General features: G+C 61.5%; 19 protein-coding genes. 10 read left to right on the top strand and 9 right to left on the bottom strand.

The features are described from left to right. The first annotated feature begins 60 nt into the window (after positions 1-60). The 8 genes from CGS49_RS02020 (at position 61) to CGS49_RS13855 (ending at position 7,181) form a co-directional block, all read left to right on the top strand. Positions 61-690 (top strand): stage II sporulation protein R, encoded by a 630-nt coding sequence (locus tag CGS49_RS02020; protein ID WP_242975320.1) that lies wholly within the window; start codon positions 61-63, stop codon positions 688-690. A 51-nt stretch (positions 691-741) separates the two neighbouring features. Further along, positions 742-1,212 (top strand): peptidoglycan-binding domain-containing protein, encoded by a 471-nt coding sequence (locus CGS49_RS02015; protein WP_097800268.1) that lies wholly within the window; start codon positions 742-744, stop codon positions 1,210-1,212. Between the two features lie 284 nt (positions 1,213-1,496). Continuing rightward, positions 1,497-2,639: an exonuclease SbcCD subunit D gene (locus tag CGS49_RS02010; protein ID WP_097800267.1), complete on the top strand. Its 1,143-nt coding sequence runs from the start codon at positions 1,497-1,499 to the stop codon at positions 2,637-2,639. Continuing rightward, the gene (locus tag CGS49_RS02005) at positions 2,636-5,440 is read left to right on the top strand and encodes an AAA family ATPase (protein WP_097800266.1); all 2,805 of its coding nucleotides are present in this window, start codon (positions 2,636-2,638) and stop codon (positions 5,438-5,440) included. Before CGS49_RS02010 ends, CGS49_RS02005 begins: the two co-directional genes overlap by 4 nt. 41 nt (positions 5,441-5,481) lie before the next feature. Next, positions 5,482-5,940 carry a hypothetical protein gene (locus CGS49_RS02000; RefSeq protein WP_097800265.1) on the top strand — a complete coding sequence of 153 codons (459 nt, stop codon included), beginning with the start codon at positions 5,482-5,484 and terminating at the stop codon, positions 5,938-5,940. A 97-nt stretch (positions 5,941-6,037) separates the two neighbouring features. Next, a complete protein-coding gene (locus CGS49_RS01995) occupies positions 6,038-6,259 on the top strand; it encodes a YdbC family protein (protein WP_044954026.1) in 222 nt (73 codons plus the stop codon). 2 nt (positions 6,260-6,261) lie between these two features. Beyond that, positions 6,262-6,843 carry a hydrolase gene (locus CGS49_RS01990; protein ID WP_097800264.1) on the top strand — a complete coding sequence of 194 codons (582 nt, stop codon included), beginning with the start codon at positions 6,262-6,264 and terminating at the stop codon, positions 6,841-6,843. 149 nt (positions 6,844-6,992) lie between these two features. Beyond that, positions 6,993-7,181 (top strand): hypothetical protein, encoded by a 189-nt coding sequence (locus tag CGS49_RS13855; RefSeq protein ID WP_143405791.1) that lies wholly within the window; start codon positions 6,993-6,995, stop codon positions 7,179-7,181. Here CGS49_RS13855 and CGS49_RS01985 read toward each other — a convergent pair. The 5 genes from CGS49_RS01985 to CGS49_RS14395 all read right to left on the bottom strand — a co-directional run bounded on the left by CGS49_RS01985 (position 7,162) and on the right by CGS49_RS14395 (position 12,763). Further along, positions 7,162-8,814, bottom strand: coding sequence for an ABC transporter ATP-binding protein (locus CGS49_RS01985; RefSeq protein ID WP_097800263.1), 1,653 nt, complete (start codon positions 8,812-8,814; stop codon positions 7,162-7,164). The genes CGS49_RS13855 and CGS49_RS01985 overlap by 20 nt on opposite strands. Beyond that, positions 8,792-10,558: an ABC transporter ATP-binding protein gene (locus tag CGS49_RS01980; protein ID WP_242975319.1), complete on the bottom strand. Its 1,767-nt coding sequence runs from the start codon at positions 10,556-10,558 to the stop codon at positions 8,792-8,794. The genes CGS49_RS01985 and CGS49_RS01980 overlap by 23 nt, the downstream gene beginning before the upstream one ends. Beyond that, the gene (locus CGS49_RS01975; protein WP_097800262.1) at positions 10,539-11,024 is read right to left on the bottom strand and encodes a MarR family winged helix-turn-helix transcriptional regulator; all 486 of its coding nucleotides are present in this window, start codon (positions 11,022-11,024) and stop codon (positions 10,539-10,541) included. Before CGS49_RS01975 ends, CGS49_RS01980 begins: the two co-directional genes overlap by 20 nt. Positions 11,025-11,163: 139 nt before the next feature. After that, positions 11,164-12,066, bottom strand: coding sequence for an ABC transporter permease (locus CGS49_RS01970; RefSeq protein ID WP_179859002.1), 903 nt, complete (start codon positions 12,064-12,066; stop codon positions 11,164-11,166). Between the two features lie 22 nt (positions 12,067-12,088). Then, entirely contained in the window at positions 12,089-12,763 is a 675-nt protein-coding gene (locus tag CGS49_RS14395; protein WP_242975318.1) for a ZIP family metal transporter, read from the bottom strand. Positions 12,764-12,932: 169 nt separating this feature from the next. Here CGS49_RS14395 and CGS49_RS01960 point away from each other — a divergent pair, with 169 nt between their 5' ends. After that, positions 12,933-13,634 (top strand): L-2-amino-thiazoline-4-carboxylic acid hydrolase, encoded by a 702-nt coding sequence (locus CGS49_RS01960; protein WP_097800260.1) that lies wholly within the window; start codon positions 12,933-12,935, stop codon positions 13,632-13,634. 98 nt (positions 13,635-13,732) lie between these two features. On the opposite strand, the gene CGS49_RS01955 is transcribed toward CGS49_RS01960, so the two are convergent. From CGS49_RS01955 to CGS49_RS14390, 3 genes are all read right to left on the bottom strand, one after another. Continuing rightward, positions 13,733-14,212 (bottom strand): peptide-methionine (S)-S-oxide reductase, encoded by a 480-nt coding sequence (locus tag CGS49_RS01955; protein ID WP_097800259.1) that lies wholly within the window; start codon positions 14,210-14,212, stop codon positions 13,733-13,735. Between the two features lie 427 nt (positions 14,213-14,639). Then, positions 14,640-15,146 (bottom strand): CarD family transcriptional regulator, encoded by a 507-nt coding sequence (locus tag CGS49_RS01950; RefSeq protein WP_097800258.1) that lies wholly within the window; start codon positions 15,144-15,146, stop codon positions 14,640-14,642. An 89-nt stretch (positions 15,147-15,235) separates the two neighbouring features. After that, on the bottom strand, positions 15,236-15,550 hold the full coding sequence (locus CGS49_RS14390; RefSeq protein WP_242975317.1) for a DUF6017 domain-containing protein: 315 nt from the start codon (positions 15,548-15,550) through the stop codon (positions 15,236-15,238). A gap of 177 nt (positions 15,551-15,727) precedes the next feature. On the opposite strand from CGS49_RS14390, the gene CGS49_RS01940 reads away from it, so the two are divergent. Continuing rightward, the gene (locus CGS49_RS01940) at positions 15,728-16,579 is read left to right on the top strand and encodes a hypothetical protein (protein WP_097800257.1); all 852 of its coding nucleotides are present in this window, start codon (positions 15,728-15,730) and stop codon (positions 16,577-16,579) included. 62 nt (positions 16,580-16,641) lie between these two features. Here CGS49_RS01940 and CGS49_RS01935 read toward each other — a convergent pair whose 3' ends face one another. After that, positions 16,642-17,982, bottom strand: a complete 1,341-nt coding sequence (locus tag CGS49_RS01935) for an MATE family efflux transporter (protein ID WP_097800256.1) — start codon at positions 17,980-17,982, stop codon at positions 16,642-16,644. Positions 17,983-17,986: the final 4 nt, after the last annotated feature.

Here is a 17,986-nt window from a genome sequence, read left to right as displayed (position 1 = left end):
AAAACACTTCCAACAGGCCCATCCTCTGGATGATATTTCCAGAAGAAGGGTCTGTTTTTTATGTTATCCAGAACACTCACCCGCCGCCAGATGGCGCTGCTCTGCCTTGGTCTGCTTCTTTCCCTTGCCCTGTGCGGTGCGCTGCAGGCCGCCGCGTGGGCCCGCACCCAGCGGGACACCGGGGCACTGGTGTGCGCCGACACCCTGCGGCTGCACATCCGGGCCGGGAGCGATTCCGTGGCCGACCAGAGCGCTAAACTCCATGTGCGGGACGCAGTGCTGGCCTATCTGGATGCCGCCTGCCCGGCTCAGAGCAAACCCGAAGCCCTCACTTGGGCGGCACAGCATCTGTTCGAGCTGCAGCTCACGGCCCGGCACGCGCTGGCAAAGCTGGGCCTCCGGGCCCCGGTGCGGGTGCAGCTGGTGAACATGTATTTCCCCACCCGGCGCTATGGCTCCGGCACGCTGCCCGCCGGGCGGTACGACGCGGTGCGCATCGAGCTCGGCTCCGGTGCGGGCCGCAACTGGTGGTGCGTGCTCTACCCGGGCCTGTGCCGCGCCGCCTGCAGCAGCTACGCCCTGCCGGAAGAAAACGACCTTGTGTGCGGGGAGTACATCCTGCGCTTCAAAGTGGTGGAGTGGGTGCAGCAGCGCACCGCCCGCCGGGACACCGTGGTTCTCGTCGGGTAACGCCCGCGCCCGCCGCCGCATAGCATGAGGCGAAAGGAGCGTGTGATCATTATGGCGATCCCTGCTTATTATTCCCTCATCCAGCGCGGCTCCTCCGGGCCGGACGTAGCTCTTGTGCAGACATGGCTCAACGGTGTGCGCGATGCCTGCACATGGTACGGCGAGCTGAAGGCCGATGGAAAGTTCGGCGTAGCCAGCGAGAACGCCGTGAAGGAGTTCCAGCTGAAAAACAAGATGAACGTGGACGGCAAGGTGGGCGCAAACACCTGGAATGTGCTCTACACCCGCTACACCGCCAAGCACGGCCTGAACGTGCCCTACCCCGGCATCGCCCTGCGCAGCGGCAGTGCGGGCGGCACGGTGCGGCTGGTGCAGCAGAAGCTCAACTCGCTGGGTGAGCGGCTGACCGCGGACGGCAGGTTTGGTGCTTCCACGGCAGCGGCCGTGCAGCGATTCCAGCGGCGCAACGGCCTGACCGCCGACGGCATCGTGGGCCAGGGCACCTGGGAGAAGATGTTCTAAAAAACGGCCTCGCCCTCTCAGTCAAACCCGGAAACGTATCTGTTCTGGTGTAGGGAACGCATTTATGCGTTCCGCTTGTTTCCCGGCAGATATTTCTTGCCTGCGGAGCGGATAAATCCGCTCCCTACGGATGCACCAGAAGCTTCGTCGTGACGGCAGAGAGGGCGAGCCACTTTATCGCGTCTGTGAGACTTCCCGTCCTGCAGACGCTTTTTCTATTCTTGCCCTCAAAACCACACTTGCTGTATAATAAAGCAAACCCTTTTGAAAGGCGGTGTTCCTGTTTGCGTTTTCTGCATTTATCCGATCTGCACCTCGGCAAGCGGGTGTGCGAGTTCTCCATGCTGGACGACCAGCGGTACATTCTGGAAGAAATCCTGTCCCTGCTGGACACAACGCCCGTGGACGGCGTGCTGCTGGCGGGCGACCTCTACGATAAGCCCGTGCCTCCCGCCGAGGCCGTGCGTCTGCTGGACTGGTTTTTGACCCAGCTGGCGGCGCGCAAGCTTCCGGTATTCGCCATCAGCGGCAACCACGACTCGGCGGACCGCATCGCCTTTGGTTCGGCCCTGCTGGAACCCAGCCGCGTCTACGTCAGTCCGGTATTTTCCGGCGCGCCGCAACCCATCCCGCTGCAGGATGCCCACGGCACCGTGGATGTGTATCTGCTGCCCTTTTTGAAGCCCGCCATGGTACGGCATGTCTGGCCGGACGAGCCCATGGAAAGCTACAACGACGCCCTTGCCTGCGTGCTGCGGCACTGCGAGTTGGACCCCGCCCACCGCAGCGTGCTGGTGGCCCACCAGTTCGTGGCCGGGGCTGCCTGCTGCGAGAGCGAGGAAGTGTCGGTGGGCGGTGTGGACAGCGTGGATGCCAGCCTGTTCGACGGCTTTGACTATGTGGCGCTGGGCCACCTGCACAGTCCGCAGAAGGTGGGCCGCGACGCTGTGCGCTACTGCGGCACCCCGCTCAAATATTCCTTCTCGGAAGCAGGGCAGCACAAGAGCGCTACGTTCGTGGAACTGGGCACAAAGGGCGACGTGACCATCACCACCGCCCCGCTGACGCCGAAGCACGACCTGCGCGAAGTGCGCGGCAGCTACATGGAGCTGACCGACCGCCGTACCTACGCGGGCACCGCCGTGGAGGACTACCTGCACATCACCCTCACCGACGAGCAGGACGTACCGGACGCACTGGCCCGCCTGCGGGTGGTCTACCCGAACCTGATGCGGCTGGACTATGACAACCTCCGCACCCGGGAAGACCGGGAAGTGACGGCCCCGGAGCGCACCGAGAATATCACCCCGCTGGAACATTTTGCCGCCTTTTACGAATTGCAGAACAACCAGCCGCTGACCGACGAGCAGGCGGCCTTCTGCCAGCAGCTCATTGAGGACATCTGGAAGGAGGGCGAGGACGCATGAGGCCGTTAAAGCTCACTCTATCGGCCTTCGGCCCCTATGCGGGCGAAACGGTGCTGGAACTGGAAAAACTGGGCAAGGGCGGACTGTACCTCGTCACCGGCGACACCGGCGCGGGCAAGACCACCCTGTTTGACGCCATTACATACGCGTTGTATGACCATTCCAGCGGCGGCGTGCGCGAGGGGGCCATGCTGCGCTGCAAGTACGCCGACCCTAGAACGCCCACCTTTGTGGAGCTGGAATTTGAGGTGAACGGCGCCCGCTACACTGTGCGCCGCAACCCGGAGTACACCCGCCCCAAGGTGCGCGGCGAGGGCTTTACCGCCGAGAAGGCCGACGCCACCCTCACCTACGCCGACGGCCGCCCGCCGGTGACCAAAGCAAAAGACGTGACCGCCGCCGTGCAGGAGATCATCGGGCTGGACTACAGCCAGTTTTCGCAGATCGCCATGATCGCGCAGGGGCAGTTCACAAAGCTGCTCAACGTCTCCACCGAGGAGCGCATCCGCATCTTCCGCAAGCTGTTCCGCACCCAGCGCTATGCCCGCCTGCAGGACCGCTTGCAGGAGGAAGCCTCCCGCCTGAACCAGCAGCGCACCGCCCAGAACGCAAAGCTGGACAGCCTGCTTTCCGGCGTGCAGTATGCCCCCGACGACCCGGACGCCGCAGCCCTTGCCGCACTCAGCGCCCAGACCGAACCGGAAACCACGCTGGCTCTGCTGGACGCCCTGCTGACCCGGCAGACCGCCGCGCAGGAGACGGCCGCTGCCGCCCTGAAACAGACAGAAGCCCAGCTGGACGGCCTGCAGCAGCAATTGGGCGCCGCCCGGCAGGCCGCGCAGCTGGCCGCGCAGCTGACGGAAAAGCAGGCGGCCCTTGCCGCAGCCTTGCCCGCACTGGAAGCCGCTCGGGCCGAAAGCGCCCGCCACGCAGGCGACGCCGCCCAGCTGGATGCGCTGGCCGGGCAGGTCACGCAGGCAAAGGCGGCTTTGAGCGCCTACGACGCGCTGGACGCCTTGTGCCGTGAGCAGAAACAGACCGCTGACGCCGCCCAGCTGGCCCGGGCACAGGCCGCGAAGAAGCGTGCCCAGCTGGAAACTCTGGCGGCGCAGCTCACAGCCGACGAGCAGGCCCTTGCCGCACTGGAAGCCGCGCCCACCCAAAAGCTGGCGCTGGAGACACAGGAAAAAGAGCTGGCCCAGCGCGGCGAAGCGCTTGCCACGCTACAGAGCCGTCTTGCCGCCTGCCAGAAACTGGCCCAGAAAGCCCGCCGCGCACAGGAAACCTACCGCACCGCTGCCGAAGCGAAAGCGCAGGCCCATGCCCGCCGGGATACACTGGACAAGGCTTTTCTGGACGCACAGGCGGGTGTGCTGGCCCGGGAGCTGACCGAGGGTGCCCCCTGCCCGGTGTGCGGCAGCACCCATCACCCGGCCAAAGCCCAGCTGCCCCGCACGGCCCCCACCCAGGCGCAGGTGGACGCCGCCAAGCAGGAAGCCGACACGGCTGATGCTCTGGCCCAGACCGCCAGCACCGCCGCCCAGAGCGCCAACGCTGCCGCCGACGAAGCCCGCCGCTCCCTGCGCCGGGACGCCGAAAGCCTGCTGCCCCAGCGGTTCACCGCGCCGGACGGCCCGGTGCAGCTGACCTTTGCCCTGATGACCACCGTGCTGGCCGAGGAGGCGGACGCCCTGCACACGGCACAGGCCGGATGCGCCGCTGCCCTCCGGCAGGCCGAAGCCGACTGCGCCCGCCGCACCGCGCTGGATGCCGACCGGCAGGCCAGGACCCGCCAGCGCCCGGCGCTGGAACAGGCCGCGTCCGACGCCGACCGCACCGCTGCAGCCCAGTCTGCCCGGGCCGACGCGCTGGAACGGCAGATCACCGACCAGCGGGCTGCCCTGCCCTGCCCCCAGCGCACCGAAGCGCAGGCTGCATTGGACGCGCTGGAAGCGAAGCGCCGTACCTTCCGCACCGGCATGGAACAGGCGGAAGCCGCCCTCCGGCGGGCCCAGCAGACCCACGCTGCCGCCAAAGCCGCCGTGGACGCTCTGCTGGCCCAGCAGGCCGCTGCCGCCAAAGCCGTGCCGGAACAGCCGCTTGAAGTTCTGCAGGCCCGGCAGGCCGAGCTTTCTGCGGCCCGCACCGCCCTGCGGGAGCAGGCCCAGCAATTGGCCGCACAGCTTTTGCCGAACCGCACCGCCGCCGAAAACTACCGCGCCGCTGCTGCCGCCCGCGCGGCACTGGAACAGCGCTGGCAGTGGGTGAGCGCCCTTGCCGCCACGGCAGGCGGCACCCTGACCAGCAAGCAGAAGATCCGCCTCGAAGCCTACATCCAGATGAACTATCTCGACCGCATCCTGCGCCACGCCAACACCCGGCTGATGCAGATGACCGCCGGGCAGTACGAGCTGGAGCGCATCGGGGCCGAGAACCAGCGCAGCCAGTCCGGCCTTGACCTCGGCGTCATCGACCACTACAACGGCACCCGCCGCAGCGTGAAGACCCTTTCCGGCGGCGAGAGCTTCAAGGCGTCGCTGGCGCTGGCGCTGGGCCTTTCGGACGAGGTGCAGAGCGCGGCGGGCGGCATCCGGCTGGACACCCTCTTTTTGGACGAAGGCTTCGGCAGCCTGGACGACGAATCGCTGGAACAGGCCATGCGGGTGCTGGCAGGCCTCACCGAGGGCGACCGCCTGGTGGGCATCATCTCCCATGTGGGGGCGCTGAAAGACCGCATCGACCGGCAGGTGGTGGTGCGCAAAGGGCGCACCGGCGGCTCGACGGTGGAATTGATCGTGTAAATCCCCTCACCTCCGGGCATCCTATCCCCGGAGGTGATTTTATGAGTTCCCTTACGCCATTCATCCGCCATCAGATGGAGGACCTGCCCGGGCCTTCTGCGGCCCCGGAGAACAGCTGCAGCCGGTGCAGCCCGCCGCTGGGCAAAGCCCCGGACAGCGCAAACAAGCCCGACAGCCCGGATATCCTGCTGCCCGGCGACCCCACTGCCCCCGGCACACAGGTGCCGCCCCACATCGAGACCCCCGGCCAGACGCCCCACCCGAGCACGAACAGCGCCCCGCAAAGCGTGCCCATGACCGACGGCACCCCTGCCGCCTGCTACCAGAAAAACGCCCGGGATTTTCTGGCCGGGGATGTGCAGGCCAGCGTGATGGCCCACTATGCGCCCGGCCTGTTCAGCACCGAACAGCACACCCACTCGGCCCACCCCGCCCCGGACGACGACACCGCCAGTGTGCTGGACCTCGTGGACTGGCGGGAAGAATCGCCCTACGGCTAAATAAAAAATTTTCAAATTATTTTTGCCGAACCTGTTGAAATCTTCGTCCACTTCCCTTATTATGGTAGCAAACAAAGATAAAGGCAGGTTTTGCATCATGGCAGAGATCAAATATGAAGTCGTCCAGCGCATCGCTGTGCTCTCCGAGCGTCCCCGCGGCTGGGAGCGTCAGCTCAACCTCATCAGCTGGAACGACGGCGAACCCAAGTACGACATCCGCGACTGGTCCCCGGACGGCACCCGCATGGGCAAGGGCATCTCCCTGAGCCACGACGAGATGGCCATCCTCAAGGGCCTTCTGGACGATCTGGAGCTGTGAACATGGGCGACCACGAAGAATTTTTGCAGATCTGGCAGCAGCATGTCTCCCGCCCCGGCAGCAAAAAGCTGCTGGACTGGCTGGACCACAAGACCGATTTCTTCACCGCGCCGGCCTCCACCCGGTTCCACGGGGCCTGTGAGGGCGGGCTGTGTATGCACAGCCTGAACGTCTACCACGCTTTGCACGACACCTTTTTCACCGAGGGCGACAGTGAGGAGACCTTCGCCATCTGCGCGCTGCTGCACGATCTGTGCAAGGCCAACTATTATAAGGCCGGTACCCGCAACGTGAAAAACGACGTGACTGGCCAGTGGGAAAAGGTGCCCAGCTACAGCGTGGAGGACCTGTTCCCCTACGGCCACGGCGAGAAAAGCGTCTTCCTCATCGAGCGGTTCATGAAGCTGCGCATCGAGGAAGCCGTTGCCATCCGCTGGCACATGGGCGGCTTTGACGACGCGGCCCGGGGCGGCTGCTTTGCCATCTCGGAAGCCTACGACAAGTATCCGCTGGCCGTCAAGCTGCACATCGCCGACCTGGAGGCCACCTATCTCATGGAGCACCGCACCAGCGCTGTGCGCTGAAGTTTCTGCATCCGCAATGATCCGGCTCTGCTGTTCCGAAGGGAACGGCAGGGCCTTTTTTGTATTTCGGAAAAAATTTTGCAAAAAGCTCTTGACTTGGAGCAAACTCCAGGTTCTATACTCGTCTCGTGCAAAGGAGGCTGTGCCGCATGACCATCAAAGAAGTATCGGAAAAATACCATATTTCGCAGGATACCCTGCGATTTGTCATGACAAACTACTTTTGGAGTATACCATACTTTTCACCCGAGGGAAAGATGCAAAAACGCCCCCTGCAGGCATTTTGTGCGCGCAGAGGGCATTCTGTTTTTCTTGTGGTTACTGCACCTGGGTCTTGATCTCCACAGTGCGGCCGCCGAGGTTCTCATAAATGCGGTGGGACACCGACAGCACCGTGCGGCCTGCCGAGGCACGGCGCAGCGCTTCCAGCACCCGGGCTTCGGTCTCGGCGTCGAGGTTCGCCGTGATCTCATCCAACAGCAGCACCGCCGGGTCGGCAGCGGCGGCGCGGGCGATGGACAGCAGCTGCCACTCGCCCTGCGAGAACATGCCGTCGGTGCATACGGTGTCGTAGCCCTCCGGCAGGGTCTGGATCGCCGCGTCGATACCGGCCAGCTTGGCGGCCTCCCGCGCCATTTCCCGGGTGATGGCCGGGTCATTCAAAGTGATCTGCTCCAGCACCGTGCCCGGCACCCGGGAGAAATGCTGCTCCACGCAGCCGATGCAGGTGCGTCGCTCGCGGTCAGTGATGTTCGCCACATCCACCCCGCCGATGGTCACCCTGCCCGCTTCGGGCCGGTACAGGCCCAGCAGCAGCTTAAACACGGTGCTCTTGCCCGCGCCGGTGCGGCCCACCAGCGTGACCTGCTCGCCCTGCTTCACGGTCATGGAGAAGTCGTTCAGCACATGCTTTTCCCCATAGCCGAAGGTCACATGACAAAGCTCCACGTCGCCCCGGGCAGCGTCCTTCCGCTCCGGTGGGATAGCGCGCTCGGGCTGGCTGAGGAAAGCGTCGATGCGCTTGACGCCTGCCATGGCAGACTGGATGGTCTGGATCTCCATGCCAAGGCTCTCAATGGGCGCAAAGATGCGGGAGATGTAGTTGATGACGGCCACCGAGGTGCCCACCGACATGCCGAAGAAGGTGAGCACGGTGGCATTGCCGGAAGCGGATAGCAGCATCATGATGCCCACCACGGCGGCGTTCAGCACCAGCACCACCGGCGAATAGATGGCGTCGTAGAAGTTCGTGCGCTCCATGGCGGCATAACTGTCGCCGATGCAGTGGTCGTAGCGGCGCTCCATATAGCTTTCCAGCCCCAGAGCCCGGATGGTGCGGATGTTGTGCAGGGTCTCCGGCACCTGGCCGGATACGGCCGCCACCGCGCGGCGGTTGTCCAGCTGGGCGGCCAGCATCCGCTTCTGCACCACGCGGGTGAACACCGCGAACAGCGGCAGCACCAGCAACAGGATCAGGGCAAGACCGGTGTTTTTTACCGCAATGACCACCAGAATGGACACGATGCGGCAGGCATCCGCCGCCATGCTGATGATGCCGGAGGTGAACAGAGCTTCTACTGTGTCTACATCACCGGAGAAGCGGGCCGCCACCTCGCCGGGGTTCTGGTCCACCAGCGTGCTGGCAGGCAGCAGCGTCAGCTTCTGGGACATTTCACTGCGCAGGGCGTGGGTCATCTTCTGGCCAAAGAGCACCAGAAGGCTTTCCTGCGCCGACGAGAGCGCCCCTTCCAGCGCCAGACTGCCAAAGTAGAGCAGCGCCGCGAGGAAGGTGAGTGGGATGCCCGCCGTCAGCCGGTCGATGATGCCCGCCAGCAGCAGCGGCGGCACCAGCGATGCCAGCACCGACGCCGCCACGCACAGGATGGTGCCCGCCGTGAGCAGGCGGTGGGCTGCGGCCGCCATGCGGAGAGCCTCAAACACGCCGTTTTTACGCTTCACACGGTTCTTCATCCAGGTCGCCTCCCTTCTTTACAGTCTGGCTCTCGTACAGCTGGCGGTACATCGGCACTGCATCCATCAGCTCGTCATGGGTACCGACGGTGGTCCTGCCGCCGTCCATATAAATGATCTGCTGCATCTGCGGGAAGTGATACAGCCGGTGCGAGATGAGGAACACGACCTTATCCTTCGCGTAGGCCTGCAGGTCCGCAAAGACGATATCCTCGGTGCTGCGGTCCAGCGCCGAGAACGGGTCGTCCAGCACCAGCACCGGGCGCGGGTGGGCCAGCGTGCGGGCCAGCGCCAGGCGCTGGGCCTGGCCGCCGGAAAGTCGGGTGCCGCTGGGGCCGATGACGGTGTCCGCGCCGTTTTCCATGGCCTGCATTTCGCCGTCCAGTGCGGCGGCGGCCAGCCACGGCATGGCATCCTGCGCACTGCCGCAGAGCACATTATTCTGCACCGTGTCGGCGCTCAGTTCCGGGTCATGGCCCAGATAACCGACGGTGGCAGCGATCTGCCGCGCCGTCAGGGCCGAGAACTCTCTGCCGCCAAACTTCGCCGAACCCTCATAGAGTGCTTCGCACAGGAACACCCGGCCAAAGGTGGATTTGCCGCAGGCCACCGGGCCGGTGACGCCAATGATATCGCCGGGGCGGGCGGTCAGGCTCAGGCCGGAGAAGATGGGCTCCCCGCCATAGGCAAAGGAGAGGTTCTCCAGCGTGACATCCTGTGCCGCCGGGACGTGCAGCGCTTCCAGCGGTTCGGGCTGCTTCATCAGCGGCTTGATGCGCTTCCACGAGACTTCCGCCTTCTGCACGGCGTTGAACAGCTTTGCCACCTTGGAGGACTTGACCACCAGCTTGGTGAAACAGGACAGGAAGGTGGTGAAGGCTGCGATGTCCCATGCGCTCCAGCCGGTGCCCAGCACATTCTTTGCGCCGAACCACAAAATGAACAGCACGCCCGCATTGGACGCCGCCAGATACAGCGGCGGCAGGGCGGACTGCCACACATTGTTGCGCACAGCCGTCTTTTCGTAGGTGTTCAGAGCATCCTCGTATTTTTCCACCCGGGCGTCCTCACAGCCGTAAATGCGGTAGGTGACAGCGTTCTGGGCGCGGTCCAGCGTGGCGGCACTCAGGGCACCGGCGGCCTTTTTGTAGGCCGCACCGGCCCGCTGCACCGGCTTTTTCATCCACGCCGCGCACACATAGGAGAAGGGCGTGAACAGCAGGCTCAGCAGGGCCAGCCGCCAGTCGTACACCAACAGCATGACCACATAACCCACCAGCGCCACACCGGTATCAAAGATCTCGGTGGTGAACTTGCGCATTCCTTCCACGCAGTCGTCCACGTCCGAGATGGCCTTGGTCATCAGCTCACCGGCCCCCTGCTGTTCCAGCGCGGCCTTGCTCTGCCGCACCAGATTGGCATACAGGATGCCCTTCATCCGGCGGTTGATGTTGTTGGCGAAGCGGCGCACGTAAAAGCGCTTGATGAACCGCGCCGCCTGCACCAGCAGGGTGACGAGGATGTAGGCCAGCACCAGCAGCGCCATATTGGCCGCCGTTTCGCTGCCGCCCAGGATATCCGCCAGGCACTGGGCCAGCCGTCCCTCGAACCAGGGCGTTGCCAGCAGGCCGATGTTATACACAAGGCCCGAAAGGGTCACGAAAGCCAGCGGAAGCCACTCCACCCGGAAATAGGAGAGCACCCGGTCCGGGCGGAAGGTCTTATCATTCTTTATGGGCTTCATGGGTCGTTTCACCTCCTGCGGCTTTTCGGAAGTGCGGGAAGCCCGCCCGGCTCTCGGTCTTGGACGCGGTGTAGAGCTTTTGCAGTGTGGCCGCGAAGGCAGCGGCTTCTTCTGCGGTGAGCACACCGGTCAGGTATTCATAGAAGGCGGCTTCCACCTCCGCCTTGGAGGACTTCAGGTTTTCCGCTTTTTCGGTGGGGTACAGCAGCTGGCTGCGCCGGTCGTTGGGGGCGTCCTGCCGGGTCAGGTAGCCCTTTGCCTCCAGGTTTTTCGTGCGCCGCGCAATGGCGGCCTTGTCCGCGTGCAGCAGCTCGGCCAGCTGGGCCTGCGTGCAGCCGGGGTGGTGGCGCAGCGCATGGATGAGGTCGATCTCCGCCGTGCCGACGCCTTCCTCCCGTACCGTGAGCAGCACCAGCTTTTCCGCTTCCCGCGCGATCTTTGTGATCTTTCGTTGTGTGATATCCATAGGCACCTCCGGTGTCTTTGCAAAAGATGCACCTACATCGTTGTAGGTGCAACCATTATAGCACACTTTCCATATCCGTCAAGGGCCGCGGCAACAGCAAAAGCCCCGGAGGCGTTCTGCCGTTCCCCGGGGCCTGGTGTTACAGTTCGTTGATGGTGGCCGTGATGGGCATATTGCGGATGCGCCTGGCCGGGCCGTGCACCGCCGCCACGCAGGAGACCGCCACCAGCAGGACGATCAGCGCAATGGACTCTGTCGGTACCCTCCACACACCGCCGAAGTGGGTGATGACGATCTTTGCATAGATGAGGTGATGGAGCGCAAGGCCCAGCACAAGGCCGGTCACGGTGCCGCAGGCGGCATAGGTGACGGCTTCGGCGGCGATCATTCTGGTGATCTGCCGGCCCTCCATGCCCACGGCGCGCATGGCACCGTACTGCCTGGTGCGGGCCGAAACGCCCATGGAGATGCTGTTCACGATGTTCAGCACCGTGATGAGGGAGATGATGGCCAGAAAGCCGTAGGCCGCGAGGCGGAACACCCAGTAGGAACCGTTGACCTCGCTTTGCAGCTCCCGGTTGTCCGACACGGCGGCGTCGCCTGCCAGCGCATAAAGCTTCTGCACGGCGGCGTCGGAGATGTCTTTCTCCGCAAGGACATTCAGGAGCATGTAATGGGTCTCGCCGGTCAGGCGGGTGAACGTCTCGCCCGAGCAGACGATGACGGGGGCACCGCTGATGCTGCCGATGCCCTCGGACAGCACGCAGGCGATCTCCAGCGTCTGGCCGTTGACCGTGACGCTGTCGCCCACGTTCAGGCGGGTTGCGTCGCTGAAAATGGCCAGCGCATAGCCGGAGTCGCCGTAGACCTTGGAAAGGTCGCCGCTGGCAACGGACCTTTTGGCGTCGTCCAGCATGGCGTCCCCGTAGGAATAGAGGTCGATGGTGGTTTCCGCGCCGTTGATCCGGGCAGGCTGTGCCGTGCGGGACATGGTGCCGTAGGTGCACTTCACGCCGGGCAGAGCCGCAATTTCGTCAGCCATGGCGGGGTCGAGGGAATTGGTGTCATCCACGCTGTAGATGGAAAAAATCCGGCGTGAGATGGCTGTTCACCGAGGGCAGAAACTTGTGCACGATATCCAGACAGGCCGAAAACGCCAGAAACAGCACGATCATCAGCACAAAGGAACCGGTCATCAGGAACAGGTTTTTCCTGGCACCCATGGCGTGGTGGATGCCGAGAGAGGTCTCCACTTTCAGCAGGCCGGGCTTTGCCGCGTGGGCGGCGTAGTGGGCCGCTGTGTCGGCATTGCCGGAGACCACTGCCGCCGGGGACACCCGCGCCGCCTGCCGGGCCGGGGAATGGGCCGCGATGAACACGGTGACAACGCCCGCCACGGCACCGCTGAGGATGCCGCTGGCACTCACTGCAAAGAGCGGCATGTCCACCCACTCGCCCTTCACGACAAAGCGCAAAATCAGGCACAGCACCCAGCAGGTGACGGTGCCCAGTGCGCAGCCGATGGGGATGGCCGTTTTGCACCAGTTCAGCGCTTCCAGCTGCACAAAATGGATGATGAGCAGGCTCCAGACGGACGCCGCCACCATCACGCCCGCCGCAAACCCGGTGAGCGCACGCTGGATGTGGTCCCCCAGCGACTGCTTGAGAAAAAACACGCTGGCCGCCCCCAGTGAGGTGCCCAGAAATGGGATCAGGATCCCGTAAAATGCATCTGTCATAACGCTTTCCCTTCATAGTTAGTTATGTATAACTTCAAGGGAAGTATAGCGCATTCCGCACCTGCCGTCAAGGGCCAGCCCTCCTCGTTTGACACCGCAAACCGCATGTGGTATTCTTTTCTCAGGACGCAGAACATCCACCCTGCCTGAAGCGAAAAGAGGAACCTGTATGAAAGACAGCGAACTGCAATTTGACCGGAACTGCCATGTGCTCTACTCCAAGCCCTGCAAAAAGGAGATTTTGGCCAAAATCGCTCTGCACTACCCGGAAGCCCGGCGGGAAGCCGTCTGGGAGCAGGTGCAGCGGCAGTATGCAGCCTTTCTCTCGGACTGGCGCACCGACCTTGGCGGCGCAAAAAATTTCCACAACGGTGCGGGCGGCACCTACGACTGCATCGCCATCCTGAGCTATTATGTGGTGTGCAAAGCCGTGACCTCGTTCCGGGAGATCGAGGAGATGGAAGAAGCGCTGATCCTGCCCTCGTTCCGCCGACTGAAATTTGTGGACTGTAACAAGCCGTTTTTCAGGCGGCTGCTGCACCGGGCTTTCACCTCTGCCAAAGCACGCTGCGACGAATGGCACGACTACGAAATGGCAGTGGCTCCTTATGAGAAGGATAAGCCCATCTATTACGAGTTCACCGCGTGCCCTGTGGCGGAATTTGCGATCCAGCACGGGCTGACCGACATCATGGCCGCCCTGTGCAACGTGGATTATGCGTCCATGGAGCTGATCCACGCCAGACTGATCCGCACGACCACCTGCGCAAACGGGTACAAATGCGACTTCACCATCTGCGGCGACCGGGACCCTTACCTCAAGGACCACCCCGAATACCGGGATGAAAACGGGTACAGACGCAATACGTAAAAGGGACCCTTCTGTCGGCCTTTTTCAAGGCTTGCAGAGGGGTCCTCTTTTTCTATTCTGCCGTCACACGCTAAGGGCTGCTGCCGTTTTCCGGGGCTTTACCGCCTGTATTTGTTCAGGACCTCGTCCGGGATGTGGCAGTAGCTGCAGTCTTCGGGGTGCCGTTCCAGATGGTGCTGATGTTCCTCGGCGCTTCGGACATAATTTGTCAGCGGCAGCACCTCCACAACGATCTTGTCCCGGTCTTCCCGGTGGTCAATAAAGGCTCTTGCTTCTTCCAGATGTCTTGGGTCTGTGCTGTACAGCCCCGTCCGGTATTTCTTGCCGACGTCAACGCCCTGTTTGTTCAGACTGTAGGGGTCGATGATCTCAAACAGATGCGCCATCAGTTCCGGAACACTCGTGCGCTTCTCGTCAAAGACCACTTTTACGCATTCTGCATAGCCGTCGTATGGGCCGTCCAGCGAGTCGGTCGTTCCGTTGGCTCTGCCGGCCTCGGTCATCTGCACACCGGGCACCGTGTCAAAAAAATGCTGTACGCCCCACAGGCATCCGCCTGCGATATAGACTGTTTCCATATTTTTGTTTCCTCCATTCCGCGTAAAACGCTCCGCCAATGTCCCAATGCAGATTTCGTCCACAAATCCCGATTGACTTCCAACCATTCATTTCCATTCTTTAATCTCCGGAACGGATCCTGTCGCTCCTTTACACCCCACCGCATTCCGGCTGCTTTTATGGCGAGCCGCACGGCATCCTTTTCTTTTGATAACACGGCTCTCCCGCGCTCTTTTGCCGTATTCAACGGCTTCCTTCGGGCAGGAGCAGATGCGCGCCGTACAGTGGGTGTATTTATTTTAGTATATCGGATTTCACAGGTCGATGCAAGACGTGCCCTCCGGGCCCATGAAAGTCAAAGCCGCCAGCTTGGCTGGCGTTTGTCGCTCGTTTACGCTGCCCAAAACAAAAGCACCGCCTCCGTTTTTTGCATGGAAGCGGTCCTTTTTACTTCACTGCCTCAGCCAGCCGTTTGCCTGCGTCCTCCTGTGTTTCGTGCAGCGCAGCAGCAAGTTCTTCCTGCAGAACGTGCTCTGTCATCTGGTAAAAATGGCTGTCCATGGCATTGACCTTGCGTCCTCTGCCCCGCTGGGCGATCTGCTTCCGGGACAGTTCTTTGTAAAGTTTCAGATATTCGTAGAAGTCATTCGTGTGGATCACGGCCTGATAATGTTCCGCCAAGACCGTCTGGTTGTTGGAGACGGGAGCCGGAAGTTCTTCTGTTTTTATCTTCTCCAAATCAACCGTGATTTGTTCCGCCGGGCTGACCGGCCGGAGAACGTCCTCTTTCTCGGTGGGGATATAGCTGCGATCGTGGGAATCCGAAAAATAAGGGCGAAGGGTGTAGTAGTCCTTTGCCGGTTCGCCGCAAAAGCTTTGCGGACCAACCGTTTCGATCTCATGCACTCCAAGATTTCCATAGACCACGAGCATTCCTGCCTGATACTTTGCCATATTGCTCCTCTTTCATCCAAGTGGAACAGCCCGCACAAAACGGACTTTCCTGCGCATTTTCATTCATCTTTATTGTACCATAAAGCGTCCTATGGCTTCAAAGGCGTTTTTTCACAAAGTTTGCGTCGTGCACCATGCGCAAAACGACAAGGGAGATTCTTGTGCAAAAGCAGTTTTCTCAGCCCGGCAGGCTGCTGGTGGTCTGCGGCAAGGGCAGCAGCGGCGGCGACGGGACGGCTGGCTGTCTGGCCTGCTGGTACGGTGAACGGGATGTCCACGATCTCGTCCAGCTGTTCCCGGTCTATCCGGGGATTTGGGATGAGGGCATCCTCCTCGATGTTCTCCAAAACCAGGTCCCGGTAGATTTGACAGGCCGTTTCCTTTCGGCTTCCCGCCCATTCCATTGGAAAGCTTTCTGCTTTTGCGATAAATCATCTTGACAATTTTACCCAATCATGATATCTTAAAGCCGTTCGTTAGCCATTTCTAACCAGCTGACTTAAGTCCACACCGGCTTTTCTTTTAGCGTATAATGTTAGTTATGACTAGCTCAAAAATTTCATTTGATGAGGTGTGTTACCATGAGATTGAAAAAGACATTCGCGGGTGTTCTGGCTGCTGCCATGATGGTGTGTGCCGTATCGGTTCCGGCCTTTGCCGCACAGGATGTGGAAGCTGCGGAAGAAGAAAACTGCATTTCCTCCACCTATGTTGTCATGAACATCCCCTACGCACAGTTCTACAAATCGGCTGGCGTAGAGAACGAAGTAGACGCTGTGACCAGCGCCACCAAGTCCAAGACCCGTGCCGGAAATCTGGCAAATGGCTCCTATCACGTCAACAGCGACGGCTCGGACATTACCGGCGTTTCGTTCCCAGTCAAGGTGCTGACCCCGTGGGCGCTGGACAGCTCGAAGCAGGTCACCGATGACACCAGCTATGACATCACCGTAAAACTGCGTGGCAAAGACACCACGACCACTTATTCCGGCGTGAACGCGCTGTTCGAGAACGACAGCTATGCTTACTACAAGCTGAGCGAGGCTCCTGCCTACTATGCAACGGCATGGTACAATGTGTTCACCGGCAGCTGGGAGTTCGGCAAGGTCAAGGCCACAGAAACGACCGTGAACGGCGCAACCGTAGAGCTGGTTACGAACGGCCGTCATACCGATTACGAGATGAAGGTCAACGGTTTTGATTTGGATGTCAGCACCAACAAGGTCTACGGCGTTGTGATGACCACCGCGGACGGTGCGGAGTACGGCCTGCACCATGTGACGAACATCTGGCGCGGCACCGAGCTGGGCTTTGACGCAGACGATGCCTACTATGCTTCGATGATCGGTAAAACCATCACCCAGATCACCTACTACACCGCAGATGGCGTTTACGTCCTGCCGGTGAATGTGGCGATTCCCGCTGCAAACTAATCGACAATAAAAAGAATCGGACGGAATGTTGGTGTTCCCAGCGTTCCGCCCGATTCTTTTTGTTATTTCACTTTGTTTCGCAGCTCTTTTCGCACTGCCCACAAGCTGTATGCGCAAGCCACCACCTCAGACACCCAGAACGCAAACCATGCTTTGTCGATGCCCGCCGTGCGGATGAGCAGCCATAGACACGGCACCAGAACCACCAGCTGACGGAGCGCGCCGCCGATCATGTTGACGACACCGTTGCCAAGGCCGGACGCGAAGTAGCCGCACAGAATCGTGATGACTGCAAACAGGAAGGTCACCGAGATGATGCGCAGGGCAGGCACACCAAAGGCCAGCATTTCGTTACTGGCCGAGAACAGCCCCAGAAGCTGCGCTGGGAACAGCAGGAACACCGCCGTGCCGCAGAGCGCAAAGACTACGCCGGTGGGCAGAAGCACTTTCCACGCCTGTTTCACCCGATCAGACTGACCACTGCCGTAGTTGAAGCCCACCACCGGAATTGCCGTTTGTCCCAGACCGTTGACCGGCATCATCAGGAAGTTTTGCAGCTTGCAATAGATGCCGAAAAATGCCACCGCCGTGGAGGACACGCCCAGCAGAATGCTGTTGACTGCAAAGGTCATCACACTGCCGATGGCCTGCATCACGATGGTGGGCAGACCGACCCGGTAAATATCGGCCACATCCTGCCACAAAAAGCGATAGCCCTTCAGACGGACGTGAATGACCGGGTTCTTGACCCGGTTGAACCACAACGCAGCCGCCGCGCCGATGAGCTGACCGATGACGGTGGCGATAGCAGCGCCCCGGATGCCCATGGCCGGACAGCCCAGTAGGCCGAAAATCATGATGGGGTCGAGGATAATATTGATAACTGCACCGATGATGAGCGAAATCATAGACAGCACCGTATCACCCACGGCCTGCAAAAGCCGCTGGCCGTAGGTCTGCAAAAAGATGCCCCAGCAGAACACGAGGTTCACCGAAAGATATTCCCGGCAAAGCTCCTGCAAATCCGGGTCGTTCGTCAATGCGGCGGCGATTTGGTTTGAGAACAGCAGGCCTACTAGCGTGAACACCTGCGAGGTTCCCAGCATCAGAAACAGGCCGGTGGTGGCGGCACGGCAGGCTTCCTCCGGCTTTTTCTGCCCCAGCTTGCGGGAGAGCAGGGCGTTCAGACCAACGGCAGTGCCCACGCCGATGGCGATCATCAAAAACTGAATGGCATACACAAGGGAAGCGGCGGTCAGGGCTGTTTCCGACAGGCGCGCCACAAAAATGCTGTCCACGATGTTGTACAGCGACTGGATGAGCAGCGACAGCATCAGCGGCACCGCCATGGTGTAGAGCAGGGGGCGGATGGGCATTTCCGCCAGTTTGTTTTTCGAGTTCATACGT

This window comes from Faecalibacterium langellae (assembly GCF_002549775.1).
In the GTDB taxonomy this organism is placed as follows: domain Bacteria; phylum Bacillota; class Clostridia; order Oscillospirales; family Ruminococcaceae; genus Faecalibacterium; species Faecalibacterium langellae.
This window is presented reverse-complemented; position numbering and strand designations above follow the sequence as displayed.